Source organism: Bradyrhizobium sp. JYMT SZCCT0180 (assembly GCF_018130165.1).
In the GTDB taxonomy this organism is placed as follows: domain Bacteria; phylum Pseudomonadota; class Alphaproteobacteria; order Rhizobiales; family Xanthobacteraceae; genus Bradyrhizobium.
The window spans coordinates 53560-72674 of record NZ_JAFCLZ010000008.1; the positions used below are offsets into that span (position 1 = coordinate 53560).

Sequence of the window (19115 nt, forward strand, 5' to 3'; positions counted from 1 at the left end):
TGGCCCCCTGAAACGGCTTGGTCGAAATAGCGTTGGGTCATTCATCCGCGGTCGCCTTTTCGTTCGACGCGGATGATTGTTCGATCATGCTGAGCGCGGCCACGGCCGCCGCGTTGATGTGATCGACGCAGCATTTCTCGGCGAGGTCGGGATCGCCGCTCTGGATGGCGCGCCAGATCGCGGTGACCTCGCGCAGGCTCTTGTTGATGCGTTTGGGCTGCGACATCGAGGTAATTCGCAGCAGCGTGATCCGGTCGTGCAGCGGCCTGAGCATGCGTTCGATGAACGCGTTCTGACAGCCGCCGATCAGCGCTGCATAAAACTCGGTCTTGGCTTCGAGGGCCGTTATCAGGTCGGAATCGGCGAACGCTGCTTTTAGCTTGGTGAGAGCGTCCCCGATCCTGCGGACAACGACGGGGTCGTGAAGGCGCGCGCACTCTCGGCCGGCAAACCCTTCGAGGACGGCACGGGCCGCGTAGAGCTGCTTTGCCTCTTCGAGGCTGATGGTGCTGACGACAGGGCCGCGGTGCGGGACGGTATTGACGAGACCATCGGCTTCCAGCAACCGGAGCGCTTCGCGAATGGATGGCCGGCTCACGCCGGTCATCTCGCAAAGCTCCCGCTCGACCAGGCGCTGGCCCGGCTTCAGCTTTCCGGACATGATCGCCTCGCGCAGCTTCTGGGCGACCATCGACCGGACGGTCGGAACGTCCTCGATCCGGAGCGTGGATTGCAATTCACCGCGTTTGTCCATTGTCTACCGCCTTCGCACCGGCATTGGTTCAATAGCGATTTACGGGAAGAATCATCATCTCCGCAATCTGAACATGCGGCGGCTGGTCAAGCGCAAATACGATCGACCGGGCAATATCGGCCGGTTCGAGCGCCATCTTGAACTGCTCAAAGTAGTCCTTTTCCTTCTCCCGGTCGCCGCGGTAGCGGGTGAGGATGATGTTGGTCCTGGTCAGGCCGGGCTGCATTTCGGTGACCCGGATCGCCGTTTCGGCAAGCTCCCCCCGCAGCGTTTCGGTAAACATGTGCACGCCAGCCTTGCTGGCGCTGTAGGCCGCCATGTCGGGGACGATGCGAACGGCGTTGATCGAGCTGATGTTGACGATGTGGCCGGCGTTGCGCCTGACCATCTCCGGCAGCAGGCTGCGGGTCACCCGCATCAGGCCGATCAGATTGGTCTGGATGATCCCGGACCAGTCGTCCGCTGAGCCTACATCGAAGCGGGTCCGGCCGCCGATGTCGTGGCCGGCGTTGTTGACGAGGATGTCGATCGGCTTGAAGGCATCCGGGATGAGGTCGGGCAGGCGGTCCACGGCCTTGGCGTCGGTAATATCGAGTTCGATCGGGAATGTGTTGGCGCCCATCTCAGCGGCGAACTCACGAAGCGAGGTCGGATCGCGGTCGGCGAGCACGACCCGCCGGCCGCTTTCGACCAGCGCCTTCGTAATGGCACGACCCATGCCACCGGCGGCGCCGGTCACCACGGCATTTCGGCTCGATGCTTCAGCCATTGCAGGTCTCCTTGGTGGGACAGCCAATGTTCATGCGATGGACCAGCCTCCATCGATCGGCAGGGTGGCCCCCGTGATATCCTGCGCGGCCGGGCTGCACAGGAAGGCTGCCATCGCGCCGACGCCTTCCATGGCGACAAACCGCCCGCTCGGCTGCCGGCTGGCAAGGTAGTCACTGGTGGTCTCGTCGATGCTGCGGCCTTTGCTGGCCGCGATCCCGGCGATTTTTCCCTGAATGGCCGGCGTCGGCAGCGTGCCCGGGCACAGTGCGTTGCAGGTAATCCCGCTCCTGGTCGTCTCGATCGCGACGGCGCGGGTCATGCCGACAATGGCTGTTTTGGTGGTCACATAATCGATGCGGTCCGCGACCGCACGCGTCGAATAGATCGACGCCATGTTGATGATGCGGCCCCATTTCCGTTGCTTCATGCCGGGCAATGCGAGGCGAATCAGGTGAAAGGGAGCCGAAAGATTGACCGCCAGTGCTTCGTCCCATCGTTCCGGCGGGAAGTTCTCGACCGGTGAAAAATGCCGCACCACCGCATTGTTCACCAGGATGTCGACCGCGCCGACGCGGCCGAGCAGGCTGGCCATGGCAGTTTCTATGGCGGCGCGCTGTGAGAGGTCGGCTGCGATGCTGATTACATCGACGCCGAATTGCGCGCGCAGACGATCCCGCGTTTGCGCCGGTTCGGTCAGATCGTGCAGGACAATATTGGCTCCCGCGCCGGCCAGGCTTTCGGCCACGGCGAGGCCCAAGCCCGCATTTGCCCCGGTCACGAGAGCCCATTTGCCCTTCAGCATCGCCTTAAGTTCCTCGGTTACTTCTTGTCCAGCTCGGCAAACACTTCCTTGGCGTTACGGAAAGCGTCCACGCCGGCCGGCACGCCGCAATAGATCGCGACCTGCATGAACACCTCACGTATTTCCTCCCGCGTGGCGCCGTTGGTCAGGGCGCCCCGCACATGGGTCTTGAGTTCCTGCGGTCGGTTGAGCGCGCACAGCATCGCAAGGTTGAGGAAGCTGCGGGTCTTGTGCGTGAGGCCGTCGCGGCCCCAGACATAGCCCCAGCAATATTCCGTCGTGAGGTCCTGCATCGGCCGGTTGAAATCATCGGCCGATGCGATCGCCTTGTCGACGAACTCGTTCCCCAGAACGTCCTTGCGGATCTGGAGGCCTCGATCGTATGTCGCCTTGTCCATATCGGTATCCTATCTTCAGCTAGTTTTTCGGCCAGAACGGCTGGGACAGCGCCAGTTGCGGCGGGAACACTGTGACCGGTACGCCGGCTTGCCACTGCACGATGGTCATTCCGGCGCCGACGCGGCGGCCCTTTTCGTCGAACTTGATTTCGCCGAGCGGGTAATATTTCGAAGGACCGGCATCCATGGTGCGTAGCGCGTCGGCGACCGCAACGCGGTCGGCCTTGCCGGCTTTCTCGAGCGCATCCTTGATCACCCACATGTCGCCATAGGTGGAGATCGCATTCTGCGTCATCCATGGCTCCTTGTAGCGGCTCTTGAGCTCGGCGATCAGAGTCTCATGACCCTTGGCGCCCCAGCTGGCGACGCAGGTGAGCAGGCCCTGCAGCAATTCCGGGCTCACGGTCTGCAGCATGTCGGGTTCGGCAATGGCGATGCCGAACGAGATGGTCGGAATCTTGCCTTGTCCGAGACCGAACTCGTTCATCTTCTCGAGCAGCAGTTTTGCGTCTGAAATCACCGTCGGCAGGAAGAACAGAAGGTCAGGTTTGGCCGACCTGATCTTTTGAACCAGCGGCGTGGCGTCGGCGAGCGGCGGCGTGAAGGTTTCATCGACGATTAGTTGCAGCCCGTTTTCAGCGAGCAGGCCGTCGCGCATCGCCTTTGCCGAGGAAACCGATGCCGCGGTGTTGTCGGTGATGATCGCAACCGTCTTGGGCTTCTTGCCGGAGGCGGTCTCCGCAAGCTTCACGATCTGCGGCAATGCCTGTCTTGCCTGCGATCCCGCCGTTGCCGAGGTTTGGAACACATATTTGAAGCCGCGGTCCGTGATGAGATCGGAGTAGGAGAGTGTGAGGACCGGCAGATTGGCCCGCTCGGTGACTTCCGTGACGGCCAGTGTGAACGAACTCAAGTAAGCGCCGCTCGCAGCCACCATGTCGGTTTCCTGGGCGACCATCCGCTGCGCGGCGTTCTTGGCCTTCTCAGTGGTATCGCCTGAATCGAGCACCACCAGCTTGAGTTTGGCGCCGCCGAGCGACTTGATGCCACCCTGTGCATTGATGTGCTCCACCCCCATCTCGGCGCCGTGGCGCATCACGGCCCCCGGGCGCGCATAGAGGCCCGAGATTGGCACCAGCAAGCCGACCTTCACCTCGGTCGGTTGCTGCGCCCACACGCGGGTCGAGATCAGGCCGGCGGATGCGCCGGCGAGTAAACTACGCCGTGTCAGTGCAGATCGGGTATTCCTTGTCATGACAATTCCTCCCTGAAATCTTTGTTGACGACATGATGGTCAGGACTTCTTCGGCCAGAACGGGGACGCTTGAGCGAGGTCGGAGGGGAACACGGTGACGGGTACGCCGTTCTGCCACTGCACGATGACGACACCGGCACCGACACGACGGCCCTTTTCGTCGAACTTCAACTGGCCGCCGGGATAGTATTTCGCGGGTCCGTCATCCAGGGTGCGGAAAGCATCGGCGACGGCGAGGCGGTTGGCCTTGCCGGCTTTTTCGAGCGCGGCCTTCATCAGCCACATGTCGCCGTAGGTCGAGATGACGTTCTGCGTCGCCCATGGTTCTTTGTACTTGGCCTTGAGCTCGGCGATGATGTCCTCGTGTCCCTTGCAGCCCCAATTGGCGACGATCGTCATGATGCCCTGGACGACTTCCGGGGTGACGCTTTGCAGCATGTCCGGCTCGGCAATGGTGATGCTGAAGGAGACGGTCGGAATCTTGCCTTGTCCGAGGCCGAACTCGTTGATCTTCTCCAGGCCGAGCTTCGCGTCGGAGATCGCGTTCGGCATGAACAGCAGCAGGTCTGGCCTCGCCGACCTGACCTTCTGGATCAGCGGCGTGGCGTCGGAAAGCGGCGGTGTCCAGACTTCCTCGACCACGAGCTGAAGGCCTTCCTGCGCGAAGAGCTTCTCTTTCAGCGCTTTGGCAGTTGCGACCGAGGTTGCGGTATTGTCCATCAGCATCGCGACCGTCTTCGGCCGCTTGCCGGCGGCCTTTTCTGCCAGCTTCATCAGTTCGGGCAGGCCCAGTTGCGATTGCACGCTCGCGGGTGCTGCGGTCTGGAAAATGAACTTGAACCCGCGATCGGTCAGCAGGTCCGAATAGGACAGTGTCAGGACAGGCAGTTCGGCGCGCTCGGTGACTTCAGTCACCGCCAGCGTGAAGGAGCTGAGATAGGAGCCGGTTGCGGCAACCAGATCGGGCTCCTGCGCCACCATGCGCTGCGCCGCGTTCTTGGCCTTTTCGGTGGTGTCGCCGCAATCGATCACGACGAGCTTCATCTTCGCGCCGCCGAGCGATTTGATGCCGCCTTGCGCGTTGATGTGCTCGATGCCCATCTCGGCGCCCATGCGCATCACCTGGCCCGGGCGGGTATAGATGCCGGACAGCGGCACGATCAGGCCAACCTTGACCTCGGCCGGCGCCTGCGCGCGCGCCATCGTCGACAGGCCGATCGCCGCCGCGCCTGACAGCACGGTTCGCCGTGTCAGCGACGTCTTCGAGACCTTGTCGGCTACGTTGTCCTCAATCTTGTCCTGGCCCATTTTCGTCCTTCCAATGGTGTTGTTGTTGGTTACATGCCGAGATAGGCCTTGCGGATGCGGTCGTCCGCCCGCAAGGTTTCGTTGTTGCCTTCGAGCGCGACGCGGCCGGCTTCGAGCACGTAGCCGTGGTCGGCGGATTCGAGCGCCTCCGCCACGCGCTGTTCGACCAGCAGGATGGTCAGGTTGGATTGCCGGCGGATTTCGATCAGCCGTTCGAAGATGAAATCGGCGATGGTGGGCGCAAGGCCCATCGAGGGCTCGTCCAGCATCAGGAGCTTGGGCGAGCCTGCGAGCCCGCGGCCGATCGCCAGCATCTGCTGCTGTCCGCCCGAGAGCGTGCCCGCGAACTGGCCGCGGCGCTCCGCCAGGATGGGCAGCCATTCGAAGATGCGTTCGATGTTGTGTTTCCAGTCGCGCTGCCCGGCTTCGGTCATCGCGCCCATTTCGAGGTTTTCCATCACGGTGAGCGAAGGGAAGACCTGACGGCCTTCCGGAACGTGGGCGATGCCGAGATGCGCGCGTTGCGACGGCCGGATCGCCAGCAGGTCGTGATCTTCGAATGTGATCGTTCCCGCGCTCGGCTGCACGATACCGGAAATCGTCTTGAACAGCGTGGTCTTGCCGGCGCCGTTCGGTCCGACGATTGCGACGAACTGGCCTTCGTCAACCTTGATCGAGACGCCGTTCAATACGGGGATCGCGGAATAGCCTGCGGTCAGCCCATCAATTCGGAGCATGGGCCCCCCATTTTTTGCCGAGATAAGCCTCGATGACGCGGCTGTCGCGCGTGACCGCTTCCGGTTCGCCCTCGACGATCACGGCGCCGTGGTCGAGCACCAGGAAACTGTCGACCAGGCGGACCATCGCCTGCATCGTGTGTTCGATGATCGCGATCGTCATGCCGTCGCGGGCGAGCCGCTGGATGACAGCCACGACCTCGTTGGCTTCGTCATGTCCGAGGCCCGCGAGCGTCTCGTCGAGCAGCAGGATACGTGGCTGTCCGGCCAGGGCGCGGGCGAGTTCCATCAATCGCAATTCCTTGGTCGTGAGTTCGCCCGCGATGCGCTCGGCGATATCGGACAGTCCGACACGGGCAATCGCATCGGCCGCCAGTTTCCTGGCCTCGGCATCGGTCTTGGCGCGCACATAGGCTCCGACCACGACATTGTCCGAGATCGACATGCGCAGGAACGGACGCATGATCTGGAAGGTGCGGCCGATGCCGGCCTCGCAGAGTTCGTGCGGCTTGCGGCCGGACATCTCGCGTCCGTCGAGCAAAATCTCGCCGGTACCCGGCCGCAGGAATCCGTTCAGCAGGTTGAACAGCGTGGTCTTGCCGGCCCCGTTGGGGCCGATAATTCCGAGGATCTCGTTTTGCCGCAGCTTGAAACTGACATCCTGCACGGCCTTCAACCCGCCGAAGGAACGCGACAGGTTACGGACTTCGAGGACGACGTCGCCCGTCCCAGTGGGGCGTTTGGCCCGCGCTGGCGCCGGTGCGGCGGGGGCGGCAGCCGCAACCGGGGCCTCCGGCGCGCCCGGCTTCGCCGCAGCCGGTGGCGCCGACCGCTTGCGCAGGAAGTCACGCACTTTCCAGAACAGGCCCTCAGGCGCGAGCAGGATGACGCATATGATAGCGAGGCCGTAAATCACCCCCTGAATGCCGGGAAAGCGCGAGCCCGCTTCGGCATTGAGCGTTTCGGCGAGCGGGATCAGGATCACCGATCCGATCACCGGACCCCAGACCGTTCCAACGCCGCCGAACATGGCGACCGTCAGCGCCTGTGCCGACACCAGCATGCCGAACACGGATTGCGGGGTCACCACCAGCAACACGACGGCGTAGAACCCGCCGACCGCTCCGGCGATGGCGCCGCTGAGCGTAACGGCACGGAGCTTCCAGGCCAGCGTGTTGATCCCCGCGGCTTCCGCGGCGGCCTCATTCTGCTTGATCGCCAGCAGCGCCATGCCGAAGCGCGACCGTTCGACCGCACGTGTCAGCAGGATGGTGCCGAGCATCATCGCCAGCGCCAGTAACGTGTAGAGCCGGTGATCGGCGAACTGCATATAGGCGATCGGATTGTCGCGCTTGATGGGCAGCGTGACTTCCTGCAGGCCGAGCCACTCGAACACGTAGAGGATGGCGAGCGGGTAGGCCAGCATTGCCAATGCGAAGTAGTGTCCCTGCAGGCGGAAGGTCGGAAAGCCGATCAGCAATCCGGCGATACCGCCGAGAACGGCCGCGATGGGGATCGTCACCCACGGCGACAGGTCGAAATGGATCTGGCAGAGCACGACGGTATAGGCGCCGACGCCGAAGAAGGCGGCATGGCCGAACGAGATCAGCCCGGTGTATCCGCTCAGCAGGTTCCACGACAGGCCGAAGATCGCCCAGACAGGAACCAGCGTCATCACCAGCTGGTAGTAGGAATTGGTCACGCTCAGCGACACCACCGCATAGAGCGCGGTGAAGACAAGGATAGGCAGCAGCGATCGCCATCCGCGCATGGTCATGTCCTCTCGACCATGCGCCCGAAGAAGCCTTGCGGACGAAAGAAAATGATCAACAGGAACACGACGAAGATCGCAGCATTCTGCAATTGCGTCGGCAGGATCAGTGTCGACATCTGCTGCACGAGGCCGATCGTCATGCCGCCCCAGAAGGCGCCGATGAGGCTACCCATCCCGCCAAGCACGACGCCGGCATACATGACGATGACGTACTCGACGCCGACAAAGGGATGGAATGGATAATTGGTGGCGAGCAGGCCGCCGGCAATCGCGGTGATTCCGGTACCGAGCGCGAAGGCGATGCGGTGCGCGCGGTCGACATCGATGCCCATATAGGTTGCCGCGGTGGGGTTATCGGCGGCGGCGCGCAGCGATTTTCCGATCCGCGATCGCGTGATCATGAGCGTCAGCAGCAGCATCGTCACCAGCGAAACGACCGCGTCTATCCCGCGCGCCTTGTTGATGAAGACGCTGACGTCGTAAACCATCGGTCCAAGCTCCCACGCCGAACTCGACAGCGGTGTCCGGATCGAGGCCAATACCGAGCCGAACACGAGCAGGCCGCCATTCTGCAGGATCAGCGCGATGCCAAGCGTCAGGATGAGCTGCGCATAGTGACCCTCTCCTTCGAGCGAGGAGGTGCGCATGCCTGATACGCGCGAGATCAGGGTAAGGTGGACGAAGTAACCGAACACGGCGAGCACCGGGCCGGCCAGCAGGATCGCGACAAACGGCCCGAAGGTGTTGCCGAATGTCGCCTGCACGCCGAACGCGGTGAAGAAATAGAACGCGGCATACATGCCGAGCATCATGAAATCGCCCTGGGCGAAGTTGATCACGCGCATGACGCCGAAGATCAGCCCGAGCCCGACGCACATCAAGCCGTACACCGCACCGATCAAGAGCCCGGCGGACAACGCTTGCAGGAAGCCTTCCAGTGCCTGGGTCACTGCGAACCTCGCGCGGGGAGGGAGGATTCGTGTTTGGTGCCGGCCATCGCTGTGGCTGTTTTCGCCATTCCCGGTTTGAACATTGTGTCCCCCATTTTCCGTATTTCGTTATCGATCATGATGCTGGCCGCAGCCGTTGCTCTATCGGTTCAAGCCTGCACCGGGCGGCGATGAGGCGGCTGTCCGGAAGCGATGTGCAATTGTCCACCAGCTCTTCGAGATGCAGGGCGGGCTTGTCGCCGATGACGTCGGAAGCAGCACGCCGAAAGCGGCTGCGGATTTCGTCCGGTGTGGCCGCGATCACGTTGTCGAGGCGGTGTTGGATAGTCTTTGCATTGCGCAGGCCAACAAGGACCTCGGCGCCCTGGTTGGCGGGGAATGCGGCGGTGAGATCAGGCGCGCTTTGCAGTTCGGTCCGCTCGATCAGGCGCAGTATCCTGGGATCGTCGATATCAGCGTAGTTTTCTTCTTCGAGCGCACCGCGCGCCAGCACGGCGGCGACGCTGAAGGGAATGCTCATCTTGGCCTGCAGCGCGTTGTGAAAGGGCCCTTTCGAATCGCAGCCGGGGTAACGGGCCGCGGCTTCCGGGACGCGAATGGCAACGGTCGCGATGTCGTCCGATGATCGGAGTTGGCGCGCGGCGCGCAGGGCCGCCTGCGCTGCGGTTTGCGCGAAATTGCAGGCGGGAGCCGGCTTGTTGTAGACGGCCATGATTTCCGGCTCGGCGCCGGTGAACAAACGGATATCGTCGGGGGCGGGCCGGCGGCCGAAGGCGGCGAACAATCCGGCTTCGCCCTCAAGGATCGTTTCCGAAGCGAGGGCACCGGCTTCGGCCAATTCGATCGCCGCAATTGCGTTACGCGCCGCAAAACCGGGATGGAAGTACATCTCCGAGCCGCCCGCGCGCGGCCATTCGTTCAGGCCGGACGACGTGTTGGCGGCAATGGCAATGGCGCTGGTTGCGGTATCTTCGGCAAGGCCAAGGGCATAGCTTCCCGCTAGCGCCGCGCCGAGTGGCGTCACAAGACCGGTCGGCCGGTAGAGGCGGGCCAGATCGGCGGTAAAGAGCGCGCGGCCGATCTGAGCGCCGGCCTCATAACCGATGATCGCGGCGCCAAGGAAGGTCGCGCCGGATATCGGCGTTCGTTCCGACAAGGCGAGCAGGATCGGCCAGATCACCACGCCATGGTGGCAGATGCTGGCGGCGTGCATGTCTTCGCGCACCAGGCCGTGGCCCATGGTGGCGTTGGCGAAGGCCGCGTCGCCCGGCGAGGCGCGAGTGTGGGTGCCGATGACGGTTGCGCCGTCCTTGACCTCGCGCGCGATGCCGGTCGCCTGGCGGCTCCACGGGTGATTGCGTGCCTCGAAGGCGCAGGAGAGAAAATCGAGGAGGCAGATTTTGGCCTTGGCTATGACTTCGGCGTCGAAACGGACGGGGTCGACGGCAAGCGCGGCGCGCGTCAGCGCTCGCGCCAACGAAACCTCGCCTGGTCCGGTCGATCCGATCGTCATGGCAATCGCCCCTCGCGCGCCGGCCGTCTAGCCGCGCATTTCGACGCCGGCCCATTCCTCAAGCACTTTCGCGATCGAGGTGAAGTCAGATGATGCGCCGTACTTGGCATTGGTAATCGCGAGCATCTGCCTGACCACCGAACCGCAGACCATCGGAACACCCATGGCTTCGGCTTCATCGACGCACAGCCGCACGTCCTTGTAGGAGAGGCCGGTGGTGAATCCGAAATCGAAGGTGCCGGGAAGTACGGCGCGGGGAAACTTGTCCTCGGAGGCGCTGTTGCGCCCGCTGCTGGCGTTGATGATGTCGATCAGCACCTTGGCATTGACGCCGCCCTTGACGCCCATCGCCACTGCTTCGGAGGTGATCACCAGAGCCGCGGCCGCCATCAGATTGTTGGCGAGTTTCGCGGTCTGCGCGGTGCCCGGCTTGTCGCCGGTGTAAAACAGCTTTCCGAAATGTTTCAGGATCGGCTCAACCCGGTCATAGGTCGCCTTCGGGCAGGACACCATCACCGCGAGCGTGCCGTTCACCGCGCCCTTGATGCCGCCGCTGACAGGCGCATCGACCAGGGTCAGGTTCCGCGGCTCTAATCCCTTCGCGATCAACTTGGCTGCGCCGGGCCCGGTGGTGGACAGGTCGATCAGCACCGTGGCGCGGTTTCCGGCAACGATTCCATCGGGCCCCAGCGCAACCGCTTTGACGATGTCGGGGGTCGGCAGACTGCACAGCACGATATCGGCGCTCGATGCGACTTCGGCAGGCGATTTCGCAAGCCGCGCGCCGCGCGCAACCAACGCCTTGGTCGCCTCGCTCTGCGAATCGTAAATGCACAGCGAGTAGCCGGCGTCGAGCAGGCGCCCGGCCATCGGTCCGCCCATGCGGCCCGTTCCGACAAACCCGATTGTTTCCGCTGCCATGGTTCGCTCCCTGTCGCGCCGCAAGCTCGGGCGCATCCTTGATTCTTGCCGCGCCAGGGTTCCCCGGTCGCGTTTCGTCGAATTTCCAGATTGTCAGTCAATCTGTCAAGCATAAGATTCTTGTCGACAGGCGATGTCGCGCCGGAATAGGGTCGGAAAAACAAGGACCGAGGAATTTGCTCAGTGCGGCAAGATGAAGCGCAAGGCGCCGGCACGACATTCGCCGATTTCGTTGCCGGCACGGTGTGGGCGGATGTCGCCGCGCAAAGTCACGAAGCGAAACGCTCGATCCTGAACTTCTTCGCGACCGCGCTGGGGTCGGCGAATGACCCGGCCGTCACCGCCGCGTTGCGCACGTTGTCGCCGTTCAGCGGCGCTGCGACATCCGCGGTCATCGGTCGTCCGGAACGGCTCGATGCGCTGGCTGCCTCGTTCGTCAACGCGATTTCGGCCAATCTGCTCGATTTTGACGATACCCATCTGGACACCATCATTCATCCGGCGGCACCCGTGGCAGCGCCGGTGCTGGCATCGGCGCAGGCGCGGGGATATTCGGGGCGGGCCGTTCTCACGGCATTCATCCTCGGCGTGGAGGTCGAATGCCGCATCGGCAACGCGGTGTCTCCCGGCCATTATGCGCGCGGCTGGCACATCACCTCGACTTGCGGGGTGTTCGGCGCGGCCGCGGCCTGCGCGAAGCTGCTGGGGCTTCCGGCGGACCAGATTTCAAATGCGATCGGAATTGCCGCCAGCCAATCGGCCGGGATCATCGAGAATCTCCCGAGCGCCGCCAAGAATGTCAGCGTCGGCAACGCGGCGCGCAACGGCCTGTTCGCAGCACTGCTTGCGGCCGAAGGCTATTCTGCTTCGCCGCGCGCCATTGAGGGACCGCTCGGTTGGGCCCGCGCGATGGGCAACGAACCGGACATTGGGCGATTGACGGGCGGCCTCGGCAAGAGCTGGGAAATCGCGAAGAACACCTACAAGCCCTATCCGGCGGGCATCGTGTTTCATGCCGTGATCGACGCCTGCTTCACCTTGCGGACGAAGCTGGGCGGACGAATCGATGATATCGCCTCCATTACGGTGCAGGGCTCGGCGCTCCTGCTCGCGCGCGGCGACCGGCCGGTTCGCAACGAACGCGATGCACGGGTCAGCATTCATCATTGTGCCGCCTGTGCGCTGCTGCTGGGGATGGCCGGCGTCACCGAGTTCACGGACGCGACCGTATTTCGCCCTGATATCGTGTCGCTGCGTCAGAAGGTGAAGGCTGAGCTCGACGCCTCGCTTCCGGATGGTGCTGGGCGTGTCATTGTCCGGCTGATGTCGGGAGAGACGCTCAGCGAGATCGTGATGGAAGCGAAAGGCAGTCTAGCCGACCCGTTATCGGATCGCGATATCGAAGCGAAACTGCGCGATTGTGCACGGCTGGGCAGGACTGATTGGGATATAGATCGCGTCATCGATGGTGTCTGGCGTCTCGACGAGCTTGCGGACGTCTCAAGCCTGATGAGGGCACACGGCTGAGCCGCGCCGCCCTGAAAAATAGCTCTCAAACAAGATGGAAGGAACCAGTAATGACTGAGTTGTTCGACAAGGGCCTGAAGGTTCGCAAGGAAGTACTGGGCGAGGATTACGTCAATAAATCCATCGCAGGCGCCGACGAATTCACCCGGACGATGGCGGAATGGTCGACCGAATTTTGCTGGGGTGCATTGTGGACGCGACCGGGTCTGGACCGCCGCACCCGCAGCATCGTCAACCTGGCCATGCTCGGTGCGCTAGGCCGTCCCCACGAACTGAAGCTGCACGTAAAAGGGGCTCTCGTGAATGGGTTGACCAAGGACGAGATCAAGGAGATCCTGCTTCAGGTCGCCGTCTATTGCGGCATCCCTTCGGGAATCGATGCCTTCCGAAACGCGCGGGAGGCCTTCAAGGAAGTGGAAGAGCAAGAGCAAGAGCAATGAGGCGGTCGTCGGGGCGGCTTCATCTCCAATCATAACGGGCAAGAGATCATGTCGCGGTTTGTCGTTCAGGTGCCGCGACATTCTCAGCTCCCAGCGAGTATGATTTCGTCGGGCCCGGGATGCTGGACATAGCCCAACCTTGCCCTGATGGACTCAGCGAATCCTGATCAGCCGCTTGCCGGTATTCTCGCCGCGATAAAGACCGGCGATCGCTCCCGGCGCGTGTTCGATGCCTTCGAGCACGTCTTCGGAATAGCGCAGTCGTCCATCGCGGATCCACTGGGCCAGACGGGTGACGGCCTCTTCGAACCGGGGCGCGTAGTCGAAGATGACGAAACCCTGCATGCGGGCGCGTTTGACCAGCAAATGACGCTCGGCGCGTGGACCGTTGGGCCAGGGGTTCCAGCTCGAGACCGAAGCGGTTCCGCAAATCACCACGCGCGCGCCGACGGCGAGATGGCGAAGCACGATGTCGCTGATCGCGCCACCGGTGTTGTCGAAATAGAGGTCGACCCCTCTTGGGCAGGCCGTGGCAAGCGCGGTCTCCAGACTGTCGCTCTTGTAATCGATCGCCACGTCGTAGCCGAACAGTTCACGACACTGCGCGACCTTGGCCGGCCCACCGGCAATCCCGACCGTCCGGGAACCCGACAGTTTTGCGATCTGGCCGACCGCCGACCCCACCGCGCCGGCCGCGGTCGACACCACAACGGTATCGCCAGGGCGCGGCTGGCCGACGTCAAGCAGTCCGAAATACGCAGTGATGCCGTTGAGACCGGTAACGCCGAGCGAGAGCGAAAGCGGCAGTCCGTCTTCCCCGATTTTTCGTGTGACGGCGGCAGGTCCGACGACGGCGAACTCCTGCCATCCGAACATGCCCATCACCTTGTCGCCCGGCTTGAAGTCGGGATGCGCCGATTGCAGCACCTCGCCGGCGGCGAATGAGCGCATCACTTCGCCGATGCGTACCGGCTCCGAGTAATTGGCGACATTGCTGACCCAGCCGCGCATGGCGGGTTCGACCGACAGATAAAGATTCTGCACCAGGATTTGTCCGTCCCGCAGATCGGGAACGTCGGACTCGATGATTTCGAAATGATCGGCCTGGGGAATATCGGCCGGCCGGGATTTCAGGATGACCTGACGATTGCGATTGTTCTTCATGGCCAACGGTTCCTGTTGGGAGGGTGTGCGGTGCGCGAACGCGACGAGCTGATTGGTCCGCCGATCCGCTTGCATTAGCCCGCAAAGATAGTACGTATGTGTACTATATCGGACAAGGCCCATATGTCGAGGTCGATCCGGAAGACGATGCCGCCCAAACGCCAACAGGGGAGAGATCAGCTTGAGGGCCAATTTAGCGCGGGCTATCGCTGCCGTCGTACTTCTCTTGGCCGCCTGTTTCCCGGCGGTTGCTGCGGAACCTTATCCCTCGCAGCGTATCACCCTGATCGTTCCGTTCCCGCCCGGCAGCGCGACCGACAGCGTAACGCGGCATCTGGCCGAAAGTATTCGTGCAACGACAAACGCGACTGTTGTCGTCGAGAACAAGCCCGGCGCGGACGGCAATCTTGCCGCGCTCGCGGTCCTGAAAGCGGAGCCCGACGGCTATACGGCATTTGTGACGACGAATTCGACGCAGGCGGCGAACATCAGCCTGTTCCATTCATTGCCTTACGATCCCAAAGCCGACTTCGCGCCGGTCGCTGGCATCATGACGATACCGATGATGCTGACGGTAAAGGCTGATTTTCCGGCCAGGACCGTTACCGAATTCGTCGCGCTGGCGAAGAAGCGCGAGAAACCCTTGTCCTTTGGCAGCGGCAATACATCGAGCAGGGGCGCGGCCGAGCTATTCAGATATCGTCAGGCCATCGAAATGCAGCACGTGCCGTATCGCGGCATGCCGCAAGCCTTGACGGACGTGATGGGCGGGCAGATCGATTGTGTCTTCGCTGATCCCGCGAGCGCGCAAGGGCTGGTACAGGACGGCAAACTGCGGGCGCTGGCCGTGACCAGTGCGAAGCGGCTCGAGACGATGCCGGAGCTACCCACCATCGCGGAAAGCGGATTGCCGGGTTACGAATTGACGGCCTGGGTTGGCGTCTTCGTCCGGGCAAAGACGCCAACCGAAATCATCGCAAGGCTCAACACTCTGGTCACCGGCTTCGTCAACAGCGCCGAGGCGAAAAAGTACCTGACCACGATCGGCGCGACGCCATTTCCCTCGACGCCGCAGGAGCTCGGAGCCTTTCAGGAAGCGGATACCAGGCGCTGGGCCGAGATCGTCGCGACCGCGAAGATCGAGAAGAAGTGAACGGCACTCTGCTGTTCGTCGACGTGCGCAAATAGCGCTGCGGCGATGGCGAGTTCCGCTGAGTGTATGTGTCAGTGAAACGATGTGGTCTGGGAACAAAGAAAATGGGAAATCTGTGTGCGGGACGTGTTGCGATCGTGACGGGTGCGGGCCGCGGCCTCGGGCGCGAATATGCGCTGATGCTGGCCGAGCAGGGGGCGAAGGTCGTCGTCAACGATCTCGGCGCCACCGCGGCCGGTGAGGGCGCCGACCTGACGCCGGCTCAGTCGGTTGTCGAAGCGATCAGGAACGCCGGTGGCGAGGCGATCGTGAACGGCAACGACGTCAGCGACTGGGGCGGCGCGAAGGCGCTGATCGACGAAGCGGTTGGGACATTCGGACGGCTGGATGTCCTGATCAACAATGCCGGCATTCTGCGGGACCGCATGATGGTCAACATGACCGAGCAGGAATGGGACAGCGTCATCAAGGTGCATTTAAAGGGGACGTTCGCGCCTTCGCATCATGCGGCGCAATATTGGCGGCAGGAGGCCAAGCGCGTCGGATCCCCGGTGAGCGCGCGCCTGATCAATACGTCTTCGGCCTCCGGACTGTTCGGCAATGTCGGCCAAAGCAATTACGGGGCGGCCAAGGCCGGCATTGCCGCCTTCACCATCATCAGCGCGACCGAACTCCGGCAGTATGGTATAACCGTCAACGCCATTGCGCCGCGCGCGCAGACCCGGATGACGGAAGGGCTGAGGGAGCGTACCGAAGAAGAGATCAAGCGGCGCAATCCGCGCTGGGTCGCGCCGATCGTCGTCTGGCTGGCCAGCGAGGAATCCCGCGACGTCACAGGCCGCGTGTTCGAAGCCGGTGACGGCATTCTCAAGGTTGCCGAGGGCTGGCACGCAGGTCCTGGAATAGAGCCGGTCGAGGATCCGAACGAGCTGGGTCCAAAGATTGCCGAGTTGATGAAGCAGGCCCGGCCCAATGCCGACATTTGGGGGCGAAACGTCGTGTCATAGAGCACGCATCGCTAACGATCGATGCGGTGTGCTCAGCGAGGGATCAGCGGCTAGGCCGCCTTCCTGCTCTTTCGCGGCTTGCTCTTCTTGCGGACGTCTTCCTCGCTCTCATCCGGCAGGGCGCTTCCGTCGGACATCGCCAGCAGATTGTGCTTCATCGCCAGCAATGCGTCCGAAGCCGCCTCCAATGCCTGCCTGTCAATCCCGTTGGTCAGCTGGGCATTGAACTTGTCGGTCTCCTTGCGAAGTTTTTCCAGGAAGCCGCGCGCCTGCTTGGTGACGAAGACGCGCTTGACGCGGCGGTCGACCGGGTCGGCCTGCCGAAGCACGAAGCCGGAAGACTCCAGACGATCGATCAGCGCTCCCACGCCGACCTTGCCAACGTCGAGCTCATTGGCGAGCTGAGTCTGCGGCAGCCCGTCTTTGCGCGAGATGAAGGCAAGCACCCACCATTGCGACCGCGTGATGCCGAGCGGCGCGAGGGCGCGATCGAACATCATCCGGCGTAGCCGGGAAACGTCGTGGATGAGGTAGCCTAGTCGGAGATCCCAGTCGGGCCGGTCGACCATTCGATTTTTTCCTCGTCAGAAGCTGATACCGATTGCGTGTCCATCACCGGCGATTCAACTGATATCATACACAAGCGTATTTTAAAAGGAACGCGCCGCGGCGAACCCGTCCGCGGCGATTCCTGGCCGTGCGTATCCCCAGGAATCGGCTCTATTTGCGGGGAATTGAGCCGGATTGAGCTCCCGGGGACATCCTTCAGTCGGGACGATCGCGATTTACATATGAAGTACATTAGTGTATTAATTTGGCTTGGCGGCCTGGCTCGGCTGTGATGTAAGCTTGGAATAGCGGGATTTGCCGTTCATGTTCAGCCGTGACGTCCTCAAGGGAAAGCGTATCCTCGTGACCGGCGGCGGCACGGGGCTCGGCAAGGAGATTTCCTTGGGCTTTGCCGCGCACGGCGCCCATGTCTTCATCTGCGGCCGCCGGCCGGAAATTCTCGAACAGGCGGCGGGCGAAATTCGCAGCCGATCGGGCGGGCAGGCCGAAGCGCTGGTCGCCAACGTGCGCGATCCCGACAGCATTGAAAAGATGATGGCGGAAATCTGGGCCACCGGACCTCTCACGGGCCTCGTGAACAACGCCGGCGCCAATTTCCTGGCGCCGACCGAGACGTTGTCGCCTCGCGGCTACGAGGCGATCAGGTCGACCATCATGGACGGCTCGTTTTACGCGGCGCAGGGCTGCGGAAGACGCTGGATCGCGGCGGGCCTTCCCGGCGTGATCATCAGCAATCTGGTGACGTGGGTCTGGACCGGATCGGCCTATGTGGTGCCGGCCGCGATGGCCAAAGCCGCGGTCCATGCGATGACGATGTCGCTTGCGGTCGAATGGGGACCGAAGGGAATCCGCGTCAACGCGGTCGCGCCCGGTCCGTTTCCAACCGAGAATGCCTGGGACAAGCTCAATCCGCTGGCGGAGACCGGCGTCGGCGCGACCCAGGCGGACGAAGTTCCGCTGCGCCGCTTCGGCAAGATGGATGAGCTGCGCAATCTCATGATCTTCCTGATGTCGGATGGCTGCAGCTACATCACCGGCGATACGATCAGCATCGACGGCGGGCATCATCTGGCGGCGCCAAGCACGTTTGCCGGGCTCTCAAAACTTTCGCCTGACGATTGGCAGCGTGCGCGCGAAGCCATTCAGGCTTCCACGCGCAAGGAAAAGGAAGGCCGGTCGGCCTGACGCCAGGCCGGCGGCGAAAAGTCGGCCATGCCGGCCGCCTCGAATGCATTTCCAACAAGGTCCGAACGACCGGGAGAGACGCAATGGGTCTGGCAATCGCTACCACCAGCTTCGAATGCACGATCGACGGTGGCCTTGCGCATATCGTTCTTAATCAGCCCGACCGCGGCAATCCGATCGACGGCGAGTTCTGCCGCGAATTCAACCTTTGCATGGCGGAACTCAGCGAGCGCGACGATGTGCGGTCGGTGCTGATTTCCGCGCGCGGAAGGTTGTTCAGTGTCGGCGGCGATCTTGCCGCACTAGCGTCGCGGGGCGACGCGCTGCCCGTGACCATCAAATCGTGGACGGCGGATCTGCATGCCGCCATTGTGCGGATGGTCCGTATGCGTGCGCCGGTCGTCATTGCCGTGCAAGGCAATGTGGCGGGCGGCAGCGTCTCGCTGATGGCCGCGGGCGATCTGGTGGTGATCGGCAGATCGGCGCGCATTTCATCCGCATTCGCCAAGATCGGCTTCACACCGGACAGCGGCTCGACGACAACGGTGACGCGCCGCATCGGGGTCGCCCGCGCCCGGCGGTTCTTCCTGCTGGCGGAGACGATGGATGCCGATGCCGCGCTGGCGGCTGGCCTGGTCGACTATGTCGTGAATGACGATGCGGTTGTTGCCGAGGCCGAGAAGATCGCGCGTGAGCTGGCGGCAGGTCCCACCGAAGCCTATGGCGGGATCAAGCGCTTGTTCCTGCAGACGTTGAACCATTCGATCGAAAGTCAGCTCGAAGACGAGGCACAAACGCTTGCGGCGATCTCGCGAACGGCGGACGCCCAGGAGGGCGTAAAAGCCTTCAGGGAGAAGCGCAAACCGACATTTGCGGGACGATAGCT

General features: G+C 62.8%; 19 protein-coding genes. 6 read left to right on the plus strand and 13 right to left on the minus strand.

The window, feature by feature from the left end:
• Nucleotides 1–37: 37 nt before the first annotated feature.
• From JQ641_RS13570 to JQ641_RS13620, 11 genes are all read right to left on the minus strand, one after another.
• Entirely contained in the window at nucleotides 38–754 is a 717-nt protein-coding gene (locus JQ641_RS13570; RefSeq protein ID WP_211996464.1) for a GntR family transcriptional regulator, read from the minus strand.
• A 28-nt stretch (nucleotides 755–782) separates the two neighbouring features.
• Nucleotides 783–1523, minus strand: a complete 741-nt coding sequence (locus tag JQ641_RS13575; protein ID WP_211996465.1) for an SDR family oxidoreductase — start codon at nucleotides 1521–1523, stop codon at nucleotides 783–785.
• Between the two features lie 30 nt (nucleotides 1524–1553).
• Nucleotides 1554–2327: a 3-hydroxybutyrate dehydrogenase gene (locus JQ641_RS13580; RefSeq protein WP_249150419.1), complete on the minus strand. Its 774-nt coding sequence runs from the start codon at nucleotides 2325–2327 to the stop codon at nucleotides 1554–1556.
• 17 nt (nucleotides 2328–2344) lie between these two features.
• Complete coding sequence (locus tag JQ641_RS13585; protein WP_192734573.1) at nucleotides 2345–2725, minus strand: carboxymuconolactone decarboxylase family protein; 381 nt, start codon at nucleotides 2723–2725, stop codon at nucleotides 2345–2347.
• Nucleotides 2726–2744: 19 nt separating this feature from the next.
• The gene (locus JQ641_RS13590; RefSeq protein ID WP_211996466.1) at nucleotides 2745–3980 is read right to left on the minus strand and encodes an ABC transporter substrate-binding protein; all 1236 of its coding nucleotides are present in this window, start codon (nucleotides 3978–3980) and stop codon (nucleotides 2745–2747) included.
• Nucleotides 3981–4019: 39 nt separating this feature from the next.
• Nucleotides 4020–5288, minus strand: coding sequence for an ABC transporter substrate-binding protein (locus JQ641_RS13595; RefSeq protein WP_211996467.1), 1269 nt, complete (start codon nucleotides 5286–5288; stop codon nucleotides 4020–4022).
• A 29-nt stretch (nucleotides 5289–5317) separates the two neighbouring features.
• Nucleotides 5318–6025, minus strand: a complete 708-nt coding sequence (locus JQ641_RS13600) for an ABC transporter ATP-binding protein (protein WP_192734575.1) — start codon at nucleotides 6023–6025, stop codon at nucleotides 5318–5320.
• On the minus strand, nucleotides 6012–7802 hold the full coding sequence (locus JQ641_RS13605) for a branched-chain amino acid ABC transporter ATP-binding protein/permease (protein WP_211996468.1): 1791 nt from the start codon (nucleotides 7800–7802) through the stop codon (nucleotides 6012–6014). Before JQ641_RS13605 ends, JQ641_RS13600 begins: the two co-directional genes overlap by 14 nt.
• A complete protein-coding gene (locus JQ641_RS13610) occupies nucleotides 7799–8749 on the minus strand; it encodes a branched-chain amino acid ABC transporter permease (RefSeq protein WP_312014854.1) in 951 nt (316 codons plus the stop codon). Before JQ641_RS13610 ends, JQ641_RS13605 begins: the two co-directional genes overlap by 4 nt.
• A gap of 115 nt (nucleotides 8750–8864) precedes the next feature.
• On the minus strand, nucleotides 8865–10262 hold the full coding sequence (locus JQ641_RS13615; RefSeq protein WP_211996469.1) for an MmgE/PrpD family protein: 1398 nt from the start codon (nucleotides 10260–10262) through the stop codon (nucleotides 8865–8867).
• A 27-nt stretch (nucleotides 10263–10289) separates the two neighbouring features.
• Nucleotides 10290–11219, minus strand: coding sequence for an NAD(P)-dependent oxidoreductase (locus tag JQ641_RS13620; protein WP_211996470.1), 930 nt, complete (start codon nucleotides 11217–11219; stop codon nucleotides 10290–10292).
• A gap of 147 nt (nucleotides 11220–11366) precedes the next feature.
• Between JQ641_RS13620 and JQ641_RS38685 the strand changes: the two genes are divergently transcribed.
• The gene (locus tag JQ641_RS38685; RefSeq protein ID WP_211996471.1) at nucleotides 11367–12710 is read left to right on the plus strand and encodes an MmgE/PrpD family protein; all 1344 of its coding nucleotides are present in this window, start codon (nucleotides 11367–11369) and stop codon (nucleotides 12708–12710) included.
• A 50-nt stretch (nucleotides 12711–12760) separates the two neighbouring features.
• Nucleotides 12761–13150: a carboxymuconolactone decarboxylase family protein gene (locus JQ641_RS13630; protein WP_211996472.1), complete on the plus strand. Its 390-nt coding sequence runs from the start codon at nucleotides 12761–12763 to the stop codon at nucleotides 13148–13150.
• Between the two features lie 153 nt (nucleotides 13151–13303).
• On the opposite strand, the gene JQ641_RS13635 is transcribed toward JQ641_RS13630, so the two are convergent.
• Nucleotides 13304–14314, minus strand: a complete 1011-nt coding sequence (locus JQ641_RS13635; protein ID WP_211996473.1) for an NADP-dependent oxidoreductase — start codon at nucleotides 14312–14314, stop codon at nucleotides 13304–13306.
• Nucleotides 14315–14495: 181 nt separating this feature from the next.
• Here JQ641_RS13635 and JQ641_RS13640 point away from each other — a divergent pair, with 181 nt between their 5' ends.
• Together JQ641_RS13640 and JQ641_RS13645 are read left to right on the plus strand one after the other, a co-directional pair.
• Complete coding sequence (locus JQ641_RS13640) at nucleotides 14496–15467, plus strand: Bug family tripartite tricarboxylate transporter substrate binding protein (protein WP_211996474.1); 972 nt, start codon at nucleotides 14496–14498, stop codon at nucleotides 15465–15467.
• A 104-nt stretch (nucleotides 15468–15571) separates the two neighbouring features.
• Complete coding sequence (locus JQ641_RS13645; protein ID WP_211996475.1) at nucleotides 15572–16474, plus strand: SDR family oxidoreductase; 903 nt, start codon at nucleotides 15572–15574, stop codon at nucleotides 16472–16474.
• A 50-nt stretch (nucleotides 16475–16524) separates the two neighbouring features.
• Here the strand turns inward: JQ641_RS13645 and JQ641_RS13650 are convergent, their stop codons facing one another.
• On the minus strand, nucleotides 16525–17043 hold the full coding sequence (locus tag JQ641_RS13650) for a MarR family winged helix-turn-helix transcriptional regulator (protein ID WP_211996476.1): 519 nt from the start codon (nucleotides 17041–17043) through the stop codon (nucleotides 16525–16527).
• Nucleotides 17044–17347: 304 nt separating this feature from the next.
• On the opposite strand from JQ641_RS13650, the gene JQ641_RS13655 reads away from it, so the two are divergent.
• Nucleotides 17348–18229: an SDR family oxidoreductase gene (locus tag JQ641_RS13655; RefSeq protein WP_211996477.1), complete on the plus strand. Its 882-nt coding sequence runs from the start codon at nucleotides 17348–17350 to the stop codon at nucleotides 18227–18229.
• Nucleotides 18230–18312: 83 nt separating this feature from the next.
• Nucleotides 18313–19113, plus strand: a complete 801-nt coding sequence (locus JQ641_RS13660; protein WP_211996478.1) for an enoyl-CoA hydratase/isomerase family protein — start codon at nucleotides 18313–18315, stop codon at nucleotides 19111–19113.
• Nucleotides 19114–19115 lie beyond the last annotated feature (2 nt).